The sequence below is a fragment of the Anaerovibrio lipolyticus DSM 3074 genome, assembly GCF_900141865.1.
Lineage (GTDB): Bacteria > Bacillota > Negativicutes > Selenomonadales > Selenomonadaceae > Anaerovibrio > Anaerovibrio lipolyticus.
The window spans coordinates 17,592-33,548 of sequence record NZ_FQYW01000027.1 but is presented as its reverse complement, the minus strand read 5'-3'; the positions used below and the strand labels follow the sequence as shown (position 1 = coordinate 33,548).

20 protein-coding genes are annotated in these 15,957 nt (G+C 36.1%); all 20 read right to left on the bottom strand.

Annotated features, from left to right (window positions below):
- Positions 1–91 precede the first annotated feature (91 nt).
- The 20 genes from B6K08_RS12635 to B6K08_RS12530 all read right to left on the bottom strand — a co-directional run bounded on the left by B6K08_RS12635 (position 92) and on the right by B6K08_RS12530 (position 15,435).
- Positions 92–1,090, bottom strand: a complete 999-nt coding sequence (locus B6K08_RS12635; RefSeq protein ID WP_080326291.1) for a hypothetical protein — start codon at positions 1,088–1,090, stop codon at positions 92–94.
- Between the two features lie 238 nt (positions 1,091–1,328).
- Complete coding sequence (locus B6K08_RS12630; protein ID WP_080326290.1) at positions 1,329–1,628, bottom strand: hypothetical protein; 300 nt, start codon at positions 1,626–1,628, stop codon at positions 1,329–1,331.
- Positions 1,629–1,642: 14 nt separating this feature from the next.
- Positions 1,643–2,212, bottom strand: a complete 570-nt coding sequence (locus B6K08_RS12625; RefSeq protein ID WP_080326289.1) for a major tail protein — start codon at positions 2,210–2,212, stop codon at positions 1,643–1,645.
- Between the two features lie 70 nt (positions 2,213–2,282).
- Positions 2,283–2,609 (bottom strand): hypothetical protein, encoded by a 327-nt coding sequence (locus B6K08_RS12620; protein WP_080326288.1) that lies wholly within the window; start codon positions 2,607–2,609, stop codon positions 2,283–2,285.
- A gap of 7 nt (positions 2,610–2,616) precedes the next feature.
- Positions 2,617–2,973, bottom strand: coding sequence for an HK97-gp10 family putative phage morphogenesis protein (locus B6K08_RS12615; RefSeq protein ID WP_234985372.1), 357 nt, complete (start codon positions 2,971–2,973; stop codon positions 2,617–2,619).
- Positions 2,974–3,288 carry a phage head closure protein gene (locus B6K08_RS12610; RefSeq protein WP_080326287.1) on the bottom strand — a complete coding sequence of 105 codons (315 nt, stop codon included), beginning with the start codon at positions 3,286–3,288 and terminating at the stop codon, positions 2,974–2,976.
- 9 nt (positions 3,289–3,297) lie between these two features.
- Entirely contained in the window at positions 3,298–3,582 is a 285-nt protein-coding gene (locus B6K08_RS12605; protein WP_080326286.1) for a head-tail connector protein, read from the bottom strand.
- Positions 3,583–3,588: 6 nt separating this feature from the next.
- Complete coding sequence (locus B6K08_RS12600) at positions 3,589–3,813, bottom strand: hypothetical protein (protein WP_080326285.1); 225 nt, start codon at positions 3,811–3,813, stop codon at positions 3,589–3,591.
- Positions 3,814–3,827: 14 nt separating this feature from the next.
- Positions 3,828–4,943, bottom strand: coding sequence for a phage major capsid protein (locus tag B6K08_RS12595; RefSeq protein ID WP_159446789.1), 1,116 nt, complete (start codon positions 4,941–4,943; stop codon positions 3,828–3,830).
- 94 nt (positions 4,944–5,037) lie between these two features.
- Complete coding sequence (locus B6K08_RS12590; RefSeq protein ID WP_080326283.1) at positions 5,038–5,655, bottom strand: HK97 family phage prohead protease; 618 nt, start codon at positions 5,653–5,655, stop codon at positions 5,038–5,040.
- The gene (locus B6K08_RS12585) at positions 5,652–6,872 is read right to left on the bottom strand and encodes a phage portal protein (RefSeq protein ID WP_080326282.1); all 1,221 of its coding nucleotides are present in this window, start codon (positions 6,870–6,872) and stop codon (positions 5,652–5,654) included. The genes B6K08_RS12590 and B6K08_RS12585 overlap by 4 nt, the downstream gene beginning before the upstream one ends.
- Before the next feature lie 23 nt (positions 6,873–6,895).
- Positions 6,896–8,581, bottom strand: a complete 1,686-nt coding sequence (locus tag B6K08_RS12580; protein WP_080326281.1) for a terminase large subunit — start codon at positions 8,579–8,581, stop codon at positions 6,896–6,898.
- On the bottom strand, positions 8,574–9,029 hold the full coding sequence (locus B6K08_RS12575) for a P27 family phage terminase small subunit (protein WP_080326280.1): 456 nt from the start codon (positions 9,027–9,029) through the stop codon (positions 8,574–8,576). Before B6K08_RS12575 ends, B6K08_RS12580 begins: the two co-directional genes overlap by 8 nt.
- Before the next feature lie 137 nt (positions 9,030–9,166).
- Positions 9,167–9,535 carry an HNH endonuclease gene (locus B6K08_RS12570; protein ID WP_080326279.1) on the bottom strand — a complete coding sequence of 123 codons (369 nt, stop codon included), beginning with the start codon at positions 9,533–9,535 and terminating at the stop codon, positions 9,167–9,169.
- Positions 9,536–9,629: 94 nt separating this feature from the next.
- Positions 9,630–9,881: a hypothetical protein gene (locus tag B6K08_RS12565; protein WP_080326278.1), complete on the bottom strand. Its 252-nt coding sequence runs from the start codon at positions 9,879–9,881 to the stop codon at positions 9,630–9,632.
- Positions 9,871–10,248 carry an ECF-type sigma factor family protein gene (locus tag B6K08_RS12560; RefSeq protein ID WP_080326277.1) on the bottom strand — a complete coding sequence of 126 codons (378 nt, stop codon included), beginning with the start codon at positions 10,246–10,248 and terminating at the stop codon, positions 9,871–9,873. Before B6K08_RS12560 ends, B6K08_RS12565 begins: the two co-directional genes overlap by 11 nt.
- Before the next feature lie 67 nt (positions 10,249–10,315).
- The gene (locus tag B6K08_RS12555) at positions 10,316–10,849 is read right to left on the bottom strand and encodes an HNH endonuclease (protein WP_080326276.1); all 534 of its coding nucleotides are present in this window, start codon (positions 10,847–10,849) and stop codon (positions 10,316–10,318) included.
- A gap of 745 nt (positions 10,850–11,594) precedes the next feature.
- Positions 11,595–12,815, bottom strand: coding sequence for a hypothetical protein (locus B6K08_RS13885; protein WP_159446788.1), 1,221 nt, complete (start codon positions 12,813–12,815; stop codon positions 11,595–11,597).
- Positions 12,816–13,423: 608 nt separating this feature from the next.
- Positions 13,424–14,965, bottom strand: coding sequence for a hypothetical protein (locus tag B6K08_RS12535; protein ID WP_080326273.1), 1,542 nt, complete (start codon positions 14,963–14,965; stop codon positions 13,424–13,426).
- Positions 14,966–15,117: 152 nt separating this feature from the next.
- On the bottom strand, positions 15,118–15,435 hold the full coding sequence (locus B6K08_RS12530) for a hypothetical protein (RefSeq protein ID WP_080326272.1): 318 nt from the start codon (positions 15,433–15,435) through the stop codon (positions 15,118–15,120).
- Positions 15,436–15,957 lie beyond the last annotated feature (522 nt).

Here is a 15,957-nt window from a genome sequence, read left to right as displayed (position 1 = left end):
AACCTGCCAACTGAAGATTCATAACACTATACTATGACGCAGCCTACGGGCTGCTTTTTATTTGTTGTTGAGGCATACTATATTTTGACGCTTACTTTAAAAGTCCTGTTGTTTTAACGCTTTTACTAATTTGTAAAAGGTCTGTGTATTCTTCTAATACGGGGATAAGTGCAGCACCCTTGGCTCCAAGAACTTCAGCGGTAAAGGCTTCAACCTCGCCCGCTTCACTAGCGTTTTTATAGCCTGTTGCTAGCTGTTCAAGTTGCTCATTTATAGGTAATAATTGACCATATTGATTTGTTAATACTATTCCAAACCGCTCTAACGCTTGCGTGGTGGCGTTGCCACTCTCACCCGCTCCTAGTAGTGCTTTATCAATTTTCGTGATAAAAGGAGTAAGGGAATTTATATCACTACCTGCAAGAGAAAAAACCCTCTTTAACTCACCCGCTTCTGCTGTTGATACATTAAGGCGTTTTTGTAATTTATAGATACTATTACCCGCCGTCATGGCGTCCTTGGTAATATTAAAAAGTCCTGCACCTGTACCCGCAACCGCCATAAATGCTGCCAGCTTGGCATTAAGTAGTGTATAGCCGTCCGTTAATTTGTTAATTCCATTTTTGGCGGTTAAAGCACCTTTTGACAGGCTTGAAAATGCTGTATTTGATTTTGTTGGTATGGTATTTAATTGGTTTCCTAATAGTCTTAACTGACTTTCAAGACCCGCTACATTTTTTTGCTGATTTAGTAAAGCCATTTCAGCCCGTGACGTGATATAATGGTCTGAACCGTGATTTTTTATACTGCTTTGTAATTGGGCGTTTAAAATAGCTTCTTTTTGCTTTTGAATATCTAATTGGCGGTTAATGCTTTCATATTTAATACGGATTTGGTCTAATTCTGAGCCGTAACCTTTTACCTTTGATAAATCTATGTCAGTCTGTAATTTTATTTTTTTATTTTCGCTGTTTAATTTAGCTATGGCTTGGTTGACCGTTTTACCCGCCGTATCAAAACCTAATTTTAAATCATTAATATCTAAGCCTAAAGATAAATATAATTTATCTATTTCTGTACCTTTTGCCACCTAATCACCCCTTTTTTTTTCTAAAAAAATTAGGGGACTAAAAAGCCCCCTTATAAAATGTCGTCTATATATGTTTGCTGTTGTTTTTTGTCCTTCTTTGACATTATTACCATTTGCATTAAAAGTATATTAATTTCGGTATCGTCTATTTGTGATACCGTCCACCCATAATTTTGTTGTAGCGTCATATAATAATTTAATAAGCTTTCAAGCGGGGTTAGGTTGTCAGCCTCCCCGCTTACTTGTTTTTTGGTAATTCAGATAATTTACTAAAAGTTTCGGTTTGAATCCAACTGAATAAAGCCTTGACCGTTGGTACAATGTCGGATAATTCGACATCCTCGACGGTCTGAGCGTTTAATATATCGGGACGACCAAAACCCTGTATTAATAATTCTGTTTGAGCTTCCAAAAAGTCCTCTAAACTTTCCCCTTCATGGTCTTTTTCTGCTTCTTGGAGAAATAACCGCCATACCTTCATTTTCGGCGGGGCGGGGGTGATTTGTTTTCCGTTGATATTTAATGTTGGTTTGTCCATATTTTTTATACCTCTTATACTGTTTCGTACCAAGTCCCTGCAGTTTCTTCCGTATAACCTGCCTCTTCGTCTGCCTGTTTATATGCCACGCCATCGGCGGTTCTGTAGATAGCTTTAGCTGTGAGTGTTGGGGTGTTATAATCAATATTTTCGCCCTTGGTTTTTGGGTTCTCGTCAGGTTCTGAGAATTGAACCTTGAGAAATTTGCAAAAACGCTTTTTACCGTTTCTCTTGGTGCTTTCAAACATAACGCAGAAATAAGGTGCAACATCGTCTTTGTTTGCTACCATTACACCATCCTTAATGGTATGACCCAGTAAGAGTGCCTTATATTCCAATGGCAAAGTTGCGATTTCGATTGTTAATTCATATTCGCTTGTTACGGATGCGGAATCAATGCTCTGATTGTCTGCATACAGGCTAGCGTTGTTATTTTGTGCCTTAATCTGAATACTGCGAATATGTGGAATTGAAATTACTGTGTCATAAGTAGCCTCCCCGCCCGCTGGGTCGCTTTTTAATTCAGCTACATGAAAGTTCTTTAACCCGATAAAAGGGGAATTAGTGATGTTTGATTGTATCATTTTTTTACCTCCAAAAAAAATAAGACCGCTTATATATAGCGGTCTTTAGTTGTGTTTGTTGTTATTCTGTTTATATACTGATTTTAAAATCTAGTGTCTTTACTTTGTAGCTATCTTGTGTTAGTTCTGCACTTTGCCCACGTGAAAAACCTAGATTAACCATTATGTTGTTAATAGCTTTTTGAAGCTCATAATAAACGCCATCCTTGGTGATTACATACAGCCTTATTGTTATATTACTGTTTAGTTCTTTATCGTCGCCATGAAGACCTGGAGTGTCGGAAATAACTGAGTAGACAATATTGGGAAAATCCCGATTATTCGGGCTGTAGTGGTGATATACAGAGATTTTTAATTGTTGTTTTAATTCGCTGATTACGTTTTTTAATATTTCCATTTATATATCACCTCTTTAAGCCGTCCCGAACGGCGTTAATCAGTTTATCTTTTATTTGTTCTCGCAAACTGTCCATAGCAGGATACATAAAAGGGCGGTTTATTTTAGGCGAATACTCTACAATACGCCCATAATAACGCCCTTGGTCATCCTTTGCGTCTGCTACTACTTGATATTTAACCCCGCCTTTGCGTTTTACGGCGTGTATACTATCCCTTAGCCGTCCACTGTCTACAGGACAACGGCTTTTTGCTTCATTTACAAGCAATTCGGCGGATTCTTTTAGGGCTTCTTTGGTCTTTTCGCTTACCTTTTCAGAAATCAGTTTTAATGTGGTGTTGTCCAAAAATTTTTGTTTTGCCAATTATACCACCTCTTTACACATTATAGTAAGCATATTAGACCTTTTATCACCCAATACTGCGAGAATTTCATATATTTGTTCATTATGAACAATACGCATTTTAGCGTTTATGTTAGGAATATACCGAATATAAATTTTATATTGCGTTTCGCTTGTTGCTTGGTTGGCTGTTAAATACTCACGCCCGCTCACGGGCTGTATGTCAGCCCATACGGTTGTTAAATCCTGCCATGTATCTATTGAATTACCATAATCATCCACGCCGTCTGAAGGGTATTGAATAGTGACTCTATATCTCATTTTTCCTATTTTCATAGAATCACCTCATAACAAGTTATTACTATGACTGCCCAATATCTGACTTATAGCAGGATTAATATTGATTTTATCGGTCGTGTATTCCCTGTTTTCATATAATTGGGAACATAAGCACAAGACCGCTAGGGGAATATCATTATACATTTCCAATTCTTCAAGCGTTCGCCCTGTGTAATTACATACATAATCAATACTAGCCTGTAATATATGATTTAATAACACGTCATCATCTGAGCCGTCTATCCTCAGATAGTTTTTTAAAATTTCTATTGTGATTTCTGATACTGTCATAATATATCAGTCCTCTTTATTTTCCTTCTTTGCCTTGGCGGTTGGTTTGTCAGCTTTGGAAGGTTCGGCGGGTTTTTTGCCCGCCTTTACTTCCTTTGCTTCCTTTGCTTCTTCAATGTATCCAGCTTTTAGCAGGTCGGAAATGATAGATTTATTTGTATAACTAACAATTTCCCCCGCTGTAGCTGATACCATCCCGCCATAGCTTACTTTTACTTTGTATTTAGCCATGACTTTTATACCTCTTAAGCCATCTTTAATACTGCAAGCTTCTGCTTTTCTGCTACTCGAGAGTCAGCCTCAATCCAAGCAACCACGCCAGTAGCGTGTTCGTCTGCGTATTTTTCGCTTAGCACTTGAATTTCTACGTTAGGTCTAACGTTTACAAAAATACCGCTGAAGTCACCATAAACTACAGCCTTTGCCTTGCTTGCAATCTCTGGCATGTTATCAGAGATAAATACAGGCTTGCCAAGAAGGCTGTAACCGAATGGAGCGGAAATATCTTCATTGAGCATGTAGCGGTTTTCACCGTCTTTGAGGGTTCTTACAGCCAAGAGTGTATTTTTGCTCATAATCCATACAGCGGAATTCTGATATACCTGTGGCACTTCTACCTGTAATTTTACAAGGTCATCGGCACTTACAGCGGACGCTGCTGCAGCTTCTACAACAGGAGTATTAGTGTCATTTAATACACCTGTCATTTTATCCTCGCCACCTTCACCATTAAGCAATTCAGCCTCGAGGAAGCGGGCGATGGATTCGGACATCTTAGCTACTACATAAGATAAGAGGTCGAATTCTGCATTATTAATAAGGCTCTTGGAAATCTTTACCAACGCACCTGCCAAGTGACCGCCTAACTTAATGGAAGTGAATTTTCCAGATTTGGAGTTAAGGGCGGTAAATTCCTGTGCGTATGCTGTAGTTACAGCGTTTTCAGACTCGTCATATACAGGGAAAATCAAATTACCCTTTGCGTTGTATTTTGTCGCCAATTCAAATACAGGGGCGATATTGCGGACGTTCTCAATGATTCTATCAGCAATAGATTGTGGGATAATTGCACCGTTATCACCGGCGGCTAGTTCTCTTTTTTCACTGCGAATAAAATCAATAAAAGCACGTTCTTCAGTATCGTCTGCCTTGGTTTCCTTGGCGATTACGGTGTCGAGGTTGCGGGCTTCTTCAGCCTTTTTCATGGTGCTGTCAATGTCTCGGATTTCCTGCATGATTTCGTCATACTTGGTATTTTCTTCTTCATTTAAGGCTCTTTTTTCTACTTCTGCGTTTTTAAAAATGCCATCCATTGTTTCTACAAGTTCATTTCTGCGTTCAATTAATTCTTTAAAGTTCATTGTGTTGTTTACCTCCATAAAATAAATAAATATAATTGTTTGCATTAAAAAAGACCGCTCTAGCGGTCAAATATAAAAATAGATAAAGTTGTTATTATCTGATTTTTAAGCTTTCAAAGTATTTATACTGTGTGTTGAAATAATCAAGGTCAGGGGTGTTATCGTCCCGCAAACCTTCGACCATGCTATCAAGTGTTGGGCGTTCGTCCGTGATTATCTCAGGCTTGTCCGTTTCCTCTTGGCGGTATTCCTTCAAGTTTTCTTTTCCGTCCCGACATTCGATGGACGTGGCTATATAAGCAGGGGTTACTGAAAGTATACTAACTTCCTTCAAATCCAAGTCGTTAATTTTTCGCAATCTCATCCCGTCTTCTCTTTTGCTCCATGTGCTTACAGCATTTGAGAAGCCAAAAGACCACCCTGTTAGTTTATTTTTTCTTGCTTTATTATAGATTTCCCTATCATTTATAACCACATCGGCATAAAGACCTATATTATCCTCGTAAAGGTCAAAATTTAATGGTGTTAATTCTCTCATGTGGTTATACATTAGCCCCACCTCGTTTTTTTCCAAGGCTCTGGCAAATGTTTTACTTCCGATAACTTCCACGAATTCCCCTTGATTGTCAACAAGTGGGCGGGATTCTCGTTCTGCTACGTTGACATAACCTGTTAAATGTACAGTATTGTCTTGTCGTAATTCAATTTTCATTCTTTTACTTCACCCCCTTGTATGTCTGTATAAGTATCGGTATTAGGTGTATAAATCTTTTTTTCTGTTGGGTAATAAAGAACGCTCCCGAGGTTAAGGCGTATAAAGTCCATTCCAAGCGGTGGCAAGTTTTCTTGCTGTCGTACTTCGTCAACCGACATAAAACCACATTCTATAGCGGTCTTATAACTGTTGTAACGGTCATTAATTGAAGTCTTTAATATTTCGCTACAGTCAATTTTAAAGAAATAACTTGACTTTTCACGCTCTAATAACAGGAATTTATTCAGACTACATTCTAATGCACTAACTACAGGCAGAACGGCGGTTTTAACTGCATTTAAATATGTATCATGGTTTGATTTTGAGCCGTCAAAAAGGGATTCTGATAATCCAAATAAGTTATATACAAGGGCTGTATTTTTTGCCTTGGATTCGTTTAATTGGTTCTCTGTTGCGTTATTGCTTGCACTTTCAAAAGAAATTCCTTCATTCAATACAAGCACGTCGCTGTTAGAATTGGCATCCCCGCTATATAATTTACGCCAACTCTTTTTAAGCTCGGTCAACATGTCTTTTGTTAATTTGTATTTGGATTTCAAAAAGCCTCTTTTAGCTCCGCTTGAAATGGCGGTATTTTCATATTTCATAGCGTTATACATGCAACTAAGCAATAGCGAATTTGTATCAAGTACGCCCGAACCTGTCAGCCCGTCCTTTGTATTGCGGGTTAATCGCATAACCTCATAATCGGGGTACTGCACGCCTTGTATGTATATGGTGGCTTGTTTGTGTATCGGGTCTACATTTTTTATAATGCTTACATTAGAGTTATCTACATAAAACAAACCCTTGATTTGGTTTCTTTCATGCTCCACATAACAATAACTTTCGCCACATAAAAGCATGTCATTTATAAGGGCTTTAAATAATTGATGGGCATCTAATAAATCCCCTGTTTCTTGGTTAAGCAACTTTAATCTATAATCATCGGTTACTTCTTCCACACTATCACCATTCTTTTTATAAAGGCGAATTGGTAATCCTGCGATTGTCCCCCCAATAAAATCAAGGCTTGCAGACACGGCGGGGATGTCAAGGGCTTGCTTTTTGTTAATGGTGTTATTGAATGTGTTCCCCCGCAAAACGTCGGTTAGTTCTTCATTACTCATTCTCTTTTCTATTCTAAACATTTGTTTTAATTTGCTAAATATCATAATCACCTCCCTACAAAATAATGTTATATTTGTACGCTCCAGCCCGCTTGTTGGCGTTCTAGTTCCGCTTGCTGGGCTAAGTAAAGAGCATTAACCGTTGCCATCACCATGTCTATTTTTCCCGCTGATTTTTTCTTATTTAGATATTTGTTCATGTTGGTATCGTAGACACAACGGGCGTTTAAAAAATTTTCAATATATAAATCATTACAAACAAACTTGACTTTATGATTGGAAATTAATTCACTAAGTAATTTAATCGGGGCGTGTAATACGCTACTATGCTGTTTAATCTCCACGCACTCAAGCCCTTCACTTTGTAATTTATTGGCGGTAGAAATAGCATTATAGCGGTCATAGCCAATACTATTTATTTTTACGTTGTATTGATTTTCTATTGATAAGATATATTGTTCAATGTCGCCGTAATTTATAACCGAATCCCCGCAAGCTATTACTTGCCCCGCTTCAATGAATTGTTTATAATCCACTTTTTCAAATTTGCTTTTTTCTTCAATTCTACCTGCTGGTATAAAGCACATTGGCATAATCAGTAAATCCCCGTACTCATCGAATGACAAGAAGGTAACGGCGGTATTATCGCCCGACATGCTTAAATCAAGCCCAACGAATACCTCCCGACCTTGCCAATTTATAGAAGATACTTGACATTTTTTTAAATCGTCTATAGATACATAGCTTTCTGCCGTGCTTTGGTGTATGATATTGAGATGCTTACACAAGAAATTTTCCCGCCTGCTTGGCTGTTCAATAGCTTGCTGTCTTTTCTGTTTTAAGTCCTGCATAATAGCAGGGATTTCCAACGCTAAAGGGTTTGCGTGCTTTATGATTGTGTCGTTTGTTGCCCACGTTTTTTTGCTGTCTGGTTCATAAAGTAAGGCGAATACGCTATCATTTTTTATAGAGCCATCAAGTATTTTTTTTGCGTATTCCACCTCATCCTCCATTGGGTTTGAGGTGCTTGGGTATTTTGTACTTATGATAAAACCAAGCTTATTCAAAATTGTTAGCTGTCCACTTCTCATACTTTCAATAGCTGAATTATTCGGCAACGCTCCAACCTCGTCGGCAAGAAAAACATTCGGTAGTTTACCATCTAGCCTGTTATTACTATAGGCAAGTGGTTTGTATTCGCTTTCTTTTATAGAAAATTTAATCGAATCCCTTAATATTTTAAACTTTTGCTTGTTATTGTATAAGCCATTAAGGGCGGGGCTTGACTTGATGATATTTTCTATAGCGTCTTTAACCTCACGGCTCAAAGCTCCATCGGGTGCCACTGAATAAAATTTTGAGAATTTCGGTTCAAGAAGAAAAAGCAGAATAAATATAACGCCAACTAATAGCGTTTTTCCTTCTTTTCTCGCAATTTCAAGAACGGCTGTTTCATAACGTCGCTTTTTGGGGTTGTCTTTGTGAACCGTTGCGAGTACTGCAATAATGAGTAGCCATTGAAAACCCGCCAAACATTTGCTTAATGGTTGCCCCGCTCTAAGCCCTTTAGGCATGATAAGTATATTAAGCACTTTTTCTATAAATTCAATTTTCTTTTCGTCTAATACATATTTTTTATTTTTTCCCTTGGCTATGTTCAAAAATTCCTTACACTGTTTAACAACATATTTCGGGGCGGGGATTTGCTTTTTTGTGACTTGTTCGGCGTATATAATGGCGTGGTTGTTAGTCATTACTACCGCCGTCCATGTCCTCTAATAGACTTATTAGCGGGTCTTGTTCCTGCTTATTCGTTGTTAATGTTCCCAATTTTGCCCTTGCTGAAGGTGACATGCAGAGAAGGTCAGCAATTTTCAAATACTGTTTAAACAGTGTATCTTTAAGACTTAACAGGTTTTTATTTATTCCTTCAGTATCAATTAAGCGGTCAATCTCATGTAGTCTATCAATGGTTATGCAAGCTTGTAGTACAGTTTCAATGTCCAACCCCTTAATTAATCCGCTATCATTCAAGGCATTATATATAAACCTGTATATGTTTTTCCGCTCGTCCGATAAATCGGGAGGCGGTTCTTGTGGCAGGTCTGCCGTTATTATATTTTCCGCTTGTTCTCTTACTTCCTTTTCCGCCTTGGTTAGATGTTTAGAATTTATTGCAGTTGGTTTTGCTCTTTTTGGCATCCTGTCACCTCTTTTTTTATAGATTTAGTATCAAAGTTCTTGTTTTTTATGGGGAAATATTTGTGTTTGTGATAGCACGTTCAGGGCAAATAATTATTAGCTAATAAATATTTTCCAACCCTCGGGGGGATATATAATCACAATGTTGGCTTTGTGCTTGCCAATTCTCTGAGATAATCCCGCTTGCCCTTGTCGTCTTCTACTTCCTTATGGTGGCTACTGCATAAGGTCAGCAGGTTTCCAAGTTCATACGCCAAGTCTTGGTTTTCCTCAATTTTGATTATGTGATGTACTTCAAGTGAATTATGATTTATATATCCGTCTGCAAGGCAAAGCCTACATAAATAACAATCTCTTTCTAACGCTTGTTCTCTCACCCTCGCCCATCTCGTGCTGTGTCTTATCATTACTTGCTTGGTGGTCTTTTTTTTGTACATTGATATTGGTTTTTCCGCACACTTGCCACGCTCGTGGATTTTTCCACACCTACCACAAGCTATAAGCATCCAAACCACCTCACCACAAAATAAAAAACAGGTGATTTATTCACCTGCCTTTAAATATTTTATCTTTCATAATATAATGCCTTATTTTTATACTTTATATCCCATAATTAGAAAAATAATTTAAATTTAATTCCTTTTCGTTGTGTTCCCGCTTGTACATCGTTCGGGCTGACAATATATTATATTCTTCTTTTTTGGTATTTCTTTTTTTAACGTTATAAAAATATAGTCTGTCTATCAGATAATCATATAAGAATGGATTTTTTTCACGTTCCAACATGTCTATTATTTCGGTTTCCGTATATTCTTGATAGTTCTTGACTTGCTGATACGGATTAAATATCATTAGGCAACGCCTCCTGCAGTGTATTCTCTATATTGGCTAATTCTCTAGCTATCTTTTTTCGCTCACATCCCATAATCTCTGCTACCTCTTGATTAGTATACATATATTCATATTTATATTTTATAATCCGTCTTTGCTCCGCTGTCAGATATTCCCGCTCAATGTTTTCTAGGTCTATCAGTAATTCACATGAATTATAACTACCGTTGTCCCTATTACTGATAATCAAGGCTTTATTATGTATTAATCGAATTACCATATCATAATCATATACATACTGATAACAATTATTACTTACTAATTCCTGTTTTCCTGCTCCATTCCGTCTGCTGTTACCGCTTGTAGCTATTCCGCTTGTTTTTGCCACTTATCAATTCACCCCAAATCATTCCACATTCAAACGCCAATATAATCATGATTATTGTTATTATCATTTACGCCACCTCTCCAAGTCCTTCAATAATGTATTCTTGTATATCCTTTTCAATATCAAATTTTTCCATCGTTGCCTGTAGTACGTCCGTTTGTATATCTAGCCCCCATAAATCCCGCCATAATTGGATTTTAGCTTGCAAGGCTTCTAATACAGTTGAATAAGTCCCGAAATATGTTACATGTCCATTGTAATTGCTCATTAAGCAGAATTTTTTACCCTTGCGGTATATATTTCTGAAGCCTGTACTTGAATTACTTAATATAGACAAGTTCCGTAAATTTTGGGCGTGTGTGCATATTCGCAAGTTCGCCCGCCTGTTGTCCCTTTTGTTGCGGTTTCGGTGGTCTATTACTTTCCCGCTTGTATCTTGGTGAACATCCATAATATATCTGTGCAGGTATATTTTTTTGCTTAAAAAATCACTATATATGTACCCTGTGGCTTGGTCTACCCGCCACCGATATTTTTTTATTTTCTCTAGGTCTTCTTTATCAATTAGTATTTGATAATTATTATCAATTGTGTAAATCATTGTTCTCTACCACCTTTTGTATTTTTTTTGATTTTTACAATAATTAAATAGAATTATTATTAACAAATATTTGTTCTTGTGCGAGTAGAAAAAAAATTCACACACAAAAAAAGACCGCCAAAAAAACGGCGGTCATATATAAAAGGAACACGGATTTAAAAAAGGCTATAGAATCCAATTAATAATAATTTTTAATAGAAAAGAAGGATTTTAAAAAAGTGATTACATACGAACAAAAAAATTTAAGAAGGTGTTTTTTTGCTCCGTGTTCCTTATCTATATATAGTATATTTATAACGTTCAAAATTTATAACAGATTCGACGATTTTTTTATATTTTTTTCTTCATTCTCCACAATCCCCCATAATAAACACATAATCCTTCCAGCCCTTTATTTATGCGGGTTGAGTGGTTTATGATTTTTAGCTAATAAATTATTTTGTTTAAAACCAAATAAAACGTAAATAAATAAGTATTATATTGTTTTATATTTTATTTATAAAGTAAAATTACTAATTTTACTGGGAAAATAACGAAATCGACGCAAGCAAAATTTACATATAAATATATTAATAAGCCCTAAAACCTCACCAGCGACGTTTGGACCCCTTACAGTGGCGGCGATGTTTTGTTCTATTTTTGACTTTTTGATTTTGAATTAAATAACGCTAATAAATTTGTGGGCGAAAAATTTGACAATAAAAAAACTAGGTGGACTTGCCACCTAGTAAAACGGTTGTTTGGTTTATCTCATAACTATTACAGAATCATCAATCTCGTAGTCATCCCATCCGTCGTCGGCGTTTGACAAATCAATATCTAATGGAACGCCCGCTTTTTTTCTATATTCTTTTTCTTCTTCAGATAAGCTATCGGGGTTTATGGTTTTATATATTTTTTTGGGTTGTTCTTGTTCTTGTTTTACTTCCTCAATAATAACAGGTTTGTTTTTTGCCATTTCTGTTTTAAATTCCGCATCAATTTTTTTCTGTTGCTCTTTGCTTCTATCCAATGAATTATTAAACCAATCCATAAAGAATTGCCGTTCTTCTTCTTTTCTGCGTGCTTTTTCTTCTTCTGTAAGGGCGTCCCATTCTTCTTGCTTCCTGCGTTTTTCTTCTTCTTCTTTTTTCTTCTGTTCTCGTTCTTCTTTAAACTTTTTCAATTCTTCTTCAGTAAATTGCTCTTTGTGCTCGTTCTGCCATTTAATGACGTCTTCTTCAGTGTCGTCGTCAAATGAAGTGCTCCAATCGTCGTCATCCTCGTCCTGCAAGTATGGATTTTTTGGTTTTGGCTGTGGCTGTGGCTTTTCCTGTGGCTTCTCCACCATAACAGGATTGTTTTTATTTGCCTCCAATTCACGCTCATACTCGTCCCATCCCGTTTCGTCCTGCTGTTGTGGTTGTGGTTGATTATCGTTGTTCTTAGCTCCTGCCAATTTTCGCAATTCATTTTTAACACGTTCCCTATAATTCATAATATCATTAGCCAATGACTCGATTAATTCCATATTGGTATAAGTCAATAAATCAAGGGTTGGCTGTGTCAAGACATTTCGGAATTTTTTGAGGTGGTCGGGTGTTAATGTAATTTTAGTTTTTACCTCATTTACATTTACCTCATTTACCCTATTTTCATTTACCTCATTTTGATTTACCCTATTTTCATTTACCTCATTTTGATTTACCTCATTTTCATTTACCTCATTTTGTTTTACCTCATTTACCTCATTTTGTTTTACCTCATTTACCTCATTTTCATTTACCTCATTTTCATTTACCTCATTTACCCTATTTTCATTTACCTCATTTACCTCATTTATATATTCAAATCTATAACCTTTTACCGCTTTTAATTTGCCTTTACACACCTTGGTTATATTACTTCTATCAAGGTGCAGGGCTTGTCCTGCTTCTCCTGCTGACTTGTAGACTTGATTATTGTTTAGACATTTGATTTTTAACATTTTAAATCACCTCAAATTAATTTATATATTATTATTGTATTTACTTCTCACAAAATATATAAATTAATTACCTCATTTTATTACCCTGTTTACCCTGTTTATTACCTCATTTGATTACCCTGTTTACCTCATTTACCCTATTTACCCTTTTTATTTTTTTACCTCATTTACCTCATTTCATTACCCTGTTTTTTTGTTGTTGTTCCATTTTCCATTTTTCCCAATATGTTGGGAAAGCTACCCCCACGAGTCTAATAAAATCAAGGCTTGCGGGCTTTTTTGTTTTTGGTGGTGGTGGTTTTTAGTAGTTACTCAGGTATTAGTAATTATTATTAGTAGTAGTATGTCTGTGAATCGTCGCCCCGCCCTTTGTCGGCGGGTGCTCCTATCCTTATTACCTTTATACTTATCTATTCTTATTAATTAATATATAGATATATAGATATAGATATACATATAGAATAAATAGTAATAGATATAGAATAAGAAAAGAAAAAAAATAATAATGATATATATTATTATATGATATATGGGGAATTTAAGCTAATAACTATTAACTAATAAATGATAAAAGAAAAGGGTGTACTAAAACAGAACACCCTATAATATTAAATGTCTAAATTACTACCCCAATAATCAGAATAAGAAAATAAATTGAATTGCTTTTCTGTTAGCTTGGACAATGGAGAAGGACAAAATTCCAATAAGTCCCGAGCCTTCTGCAGTATTGTATTGGCGTCTAATTCCTGCACAATATAAGTATTGGTTTTATTTCCATATTTGGATATATTAGACTTGCTCGCAATTCGTTTTAATGCTCCAATAGCCTGTAATATTAATAACTGTCTTCTAATTGTCTTACGGTCTTTTCCTGTCTTATCAGCTAGATATTGAGAGCCTAATAATATATTACAGTCTGACGGATTTTGGAATCCTTTTTCTGTGACCTGCTTTTTCCATATCTCCATAATAACCTTGTAAAGCTCAATAACAGAGCTTATAAAAAATATACCCCTTGCCTCCGCTTCCTTGGCTGTCTTGGTTATGGTGGTTATATTCTCATTAATCAGCGGTTCTATATCAGTACGCCCATTCTTGAACGTGTCTAAAAGTTCAATCCCATAGACAGAACAAAGCCACTTGACAGCCTTAGAATACTTAACACCTGCCACCGTTGACACCAAGCGTATAATATCGGCTGTATAATTCAAGCCAAAATCACAATATAAGTACACGCCTTGATTACAATAGATTGTACAGGAGGGATTATCATCCTTGCGTAATACACTAGAAAAGGACTGTTTTAAATTGACATTCAACCCCAAAAACGTCCTTATATCTTGGCTTTTTAGCGTTTTTTCTGCGTCCTGCCATCCTAATTCTGCATTAATTGGTGTAATATAATCGAAGTAATCTGAGTCAAGTTCATTTATCGCCGTGTATATGTCACTACATGCAGGTTCTAACGCCCTTACTTCCTGCGGCTTGTCCTGTTTGGTTGTCTTCTTTTCTTGTGGCTCGTTGTTATGAATGGCGGGGAAATGTTCTTCCAGTTCTAATAATGTATATGGACGGGATAAATACTTGACTTGCACAAGAAAAGGGCTTGTATTATCAGCCTTAACATGGTATGAATTAGGACATCTTAAAATCCTTGTGGCGTCGGTCGCCTTGCTGTCTGCACCATTTGAGATATTATTATATATGTAGTTGTATATACATTGTTCCAAACGCCTCCACCTCATAGGAATACAGTCTTGGCGGTCTGCCTTGGTTATTATCCAATAAGTATGATAACCGTTTTTACTTTCGACTATTGCAGACGGCGGGCAACTCAAGCCTATAAGCTTGTTATATATATTCTGCTTATTCTTTTGTAGGTCTTTATCCTGCAAGTGTTCGCCTTGGTCGTTTTTCAAGTCTATATCAACATAGCAAGCATTAAACCGCCTTACTTTGTCAGCTTGTCGCAATATATAGCCGTTATTGACAATCGGGAAATCATTGACAGCATAATAAATGTTTTGCTGTGGATTTTCCACGGCTTTTTGTATGCTTGTATTAAGCTGTTTAAATTCGTTATTTAATTGATAGATATTCTCGTTAGGGTTTTTATTCAGCATGTTAAAAAATTGCTCTGTTTTATTCATGTAGTAATCACCTTCTTAATTAGTACATACAATAAATTTGGGTTTTTATTCGCTCTTTTATGTACTATATTTATTTAGGTTTTAATCTGTAAAAAAATCTTGAATTTTTCCGCAAACAAAAAAAAGTGGGGGATTTCTCCCCCAGCTCTTTATTATGCCATCTCGTAATTATCTCCCCATCCGTCTTTTTTGTTATCCACATATCCCCACGAGTCGCCGTCGTCTTGGTCTTGGTCTTGGTACGTGTCAAGCACGTCCGACATATAAGCAATTAAGTTGTGTATACTGCCTTGATTGGTCATTGTCAGTAAATCGCTTACAATCTCAGCCTCCCTAGTGGATAATGAAGGGTATGAAAACAAGTCGGTTAAATCGCTATATATAGATGATATGTCTATATAGTTTTCTTGAGAATAAATTAGATTATCGAGTTTAAAATAAATATTTTTGATTTGTTCGTAAAAGTTCATAAAATAAACCCTCCTTGATTTTTGTAGTTTTTACTTGACATTAAATATTCATTTAAAGGTAGTTTGAAACATTAGCCACCAATAAATAAATATATTATCCCTTTTTCCTTTATTTCTTTTTGTTGTCTTAATACTATCACATTTCGCCAAAAAAATCAAGTTATATATTATATATTTTTTGCTTTTTAATGTCAAGTGTTTTCTATAAAAAATATAAAAAGGCTTTCTCCCCCCCTCCCCTTAGTAAACTGTCAACACTGTTTTTAATAAATCATCGAATCGGCTTCACCATTTGCCCTGTATGAGGTTCTTTTGGGTATGGGTATATATTTATATTCGTAAAGCCTAAAATCGTCTGGTGGGCTTATACGGCGTTATAGGGGTATTGGTATTTTTTTGATTTTTTTGTTTGTTGGTTTGGGTACTAATTCCTTTAGAAATAATGATTGTTGATTAATGACAAATAAAAAAAGCGGGCGTATATGCCCGCTAATTGGTGTTTTAAAATGAATATTTTATTAC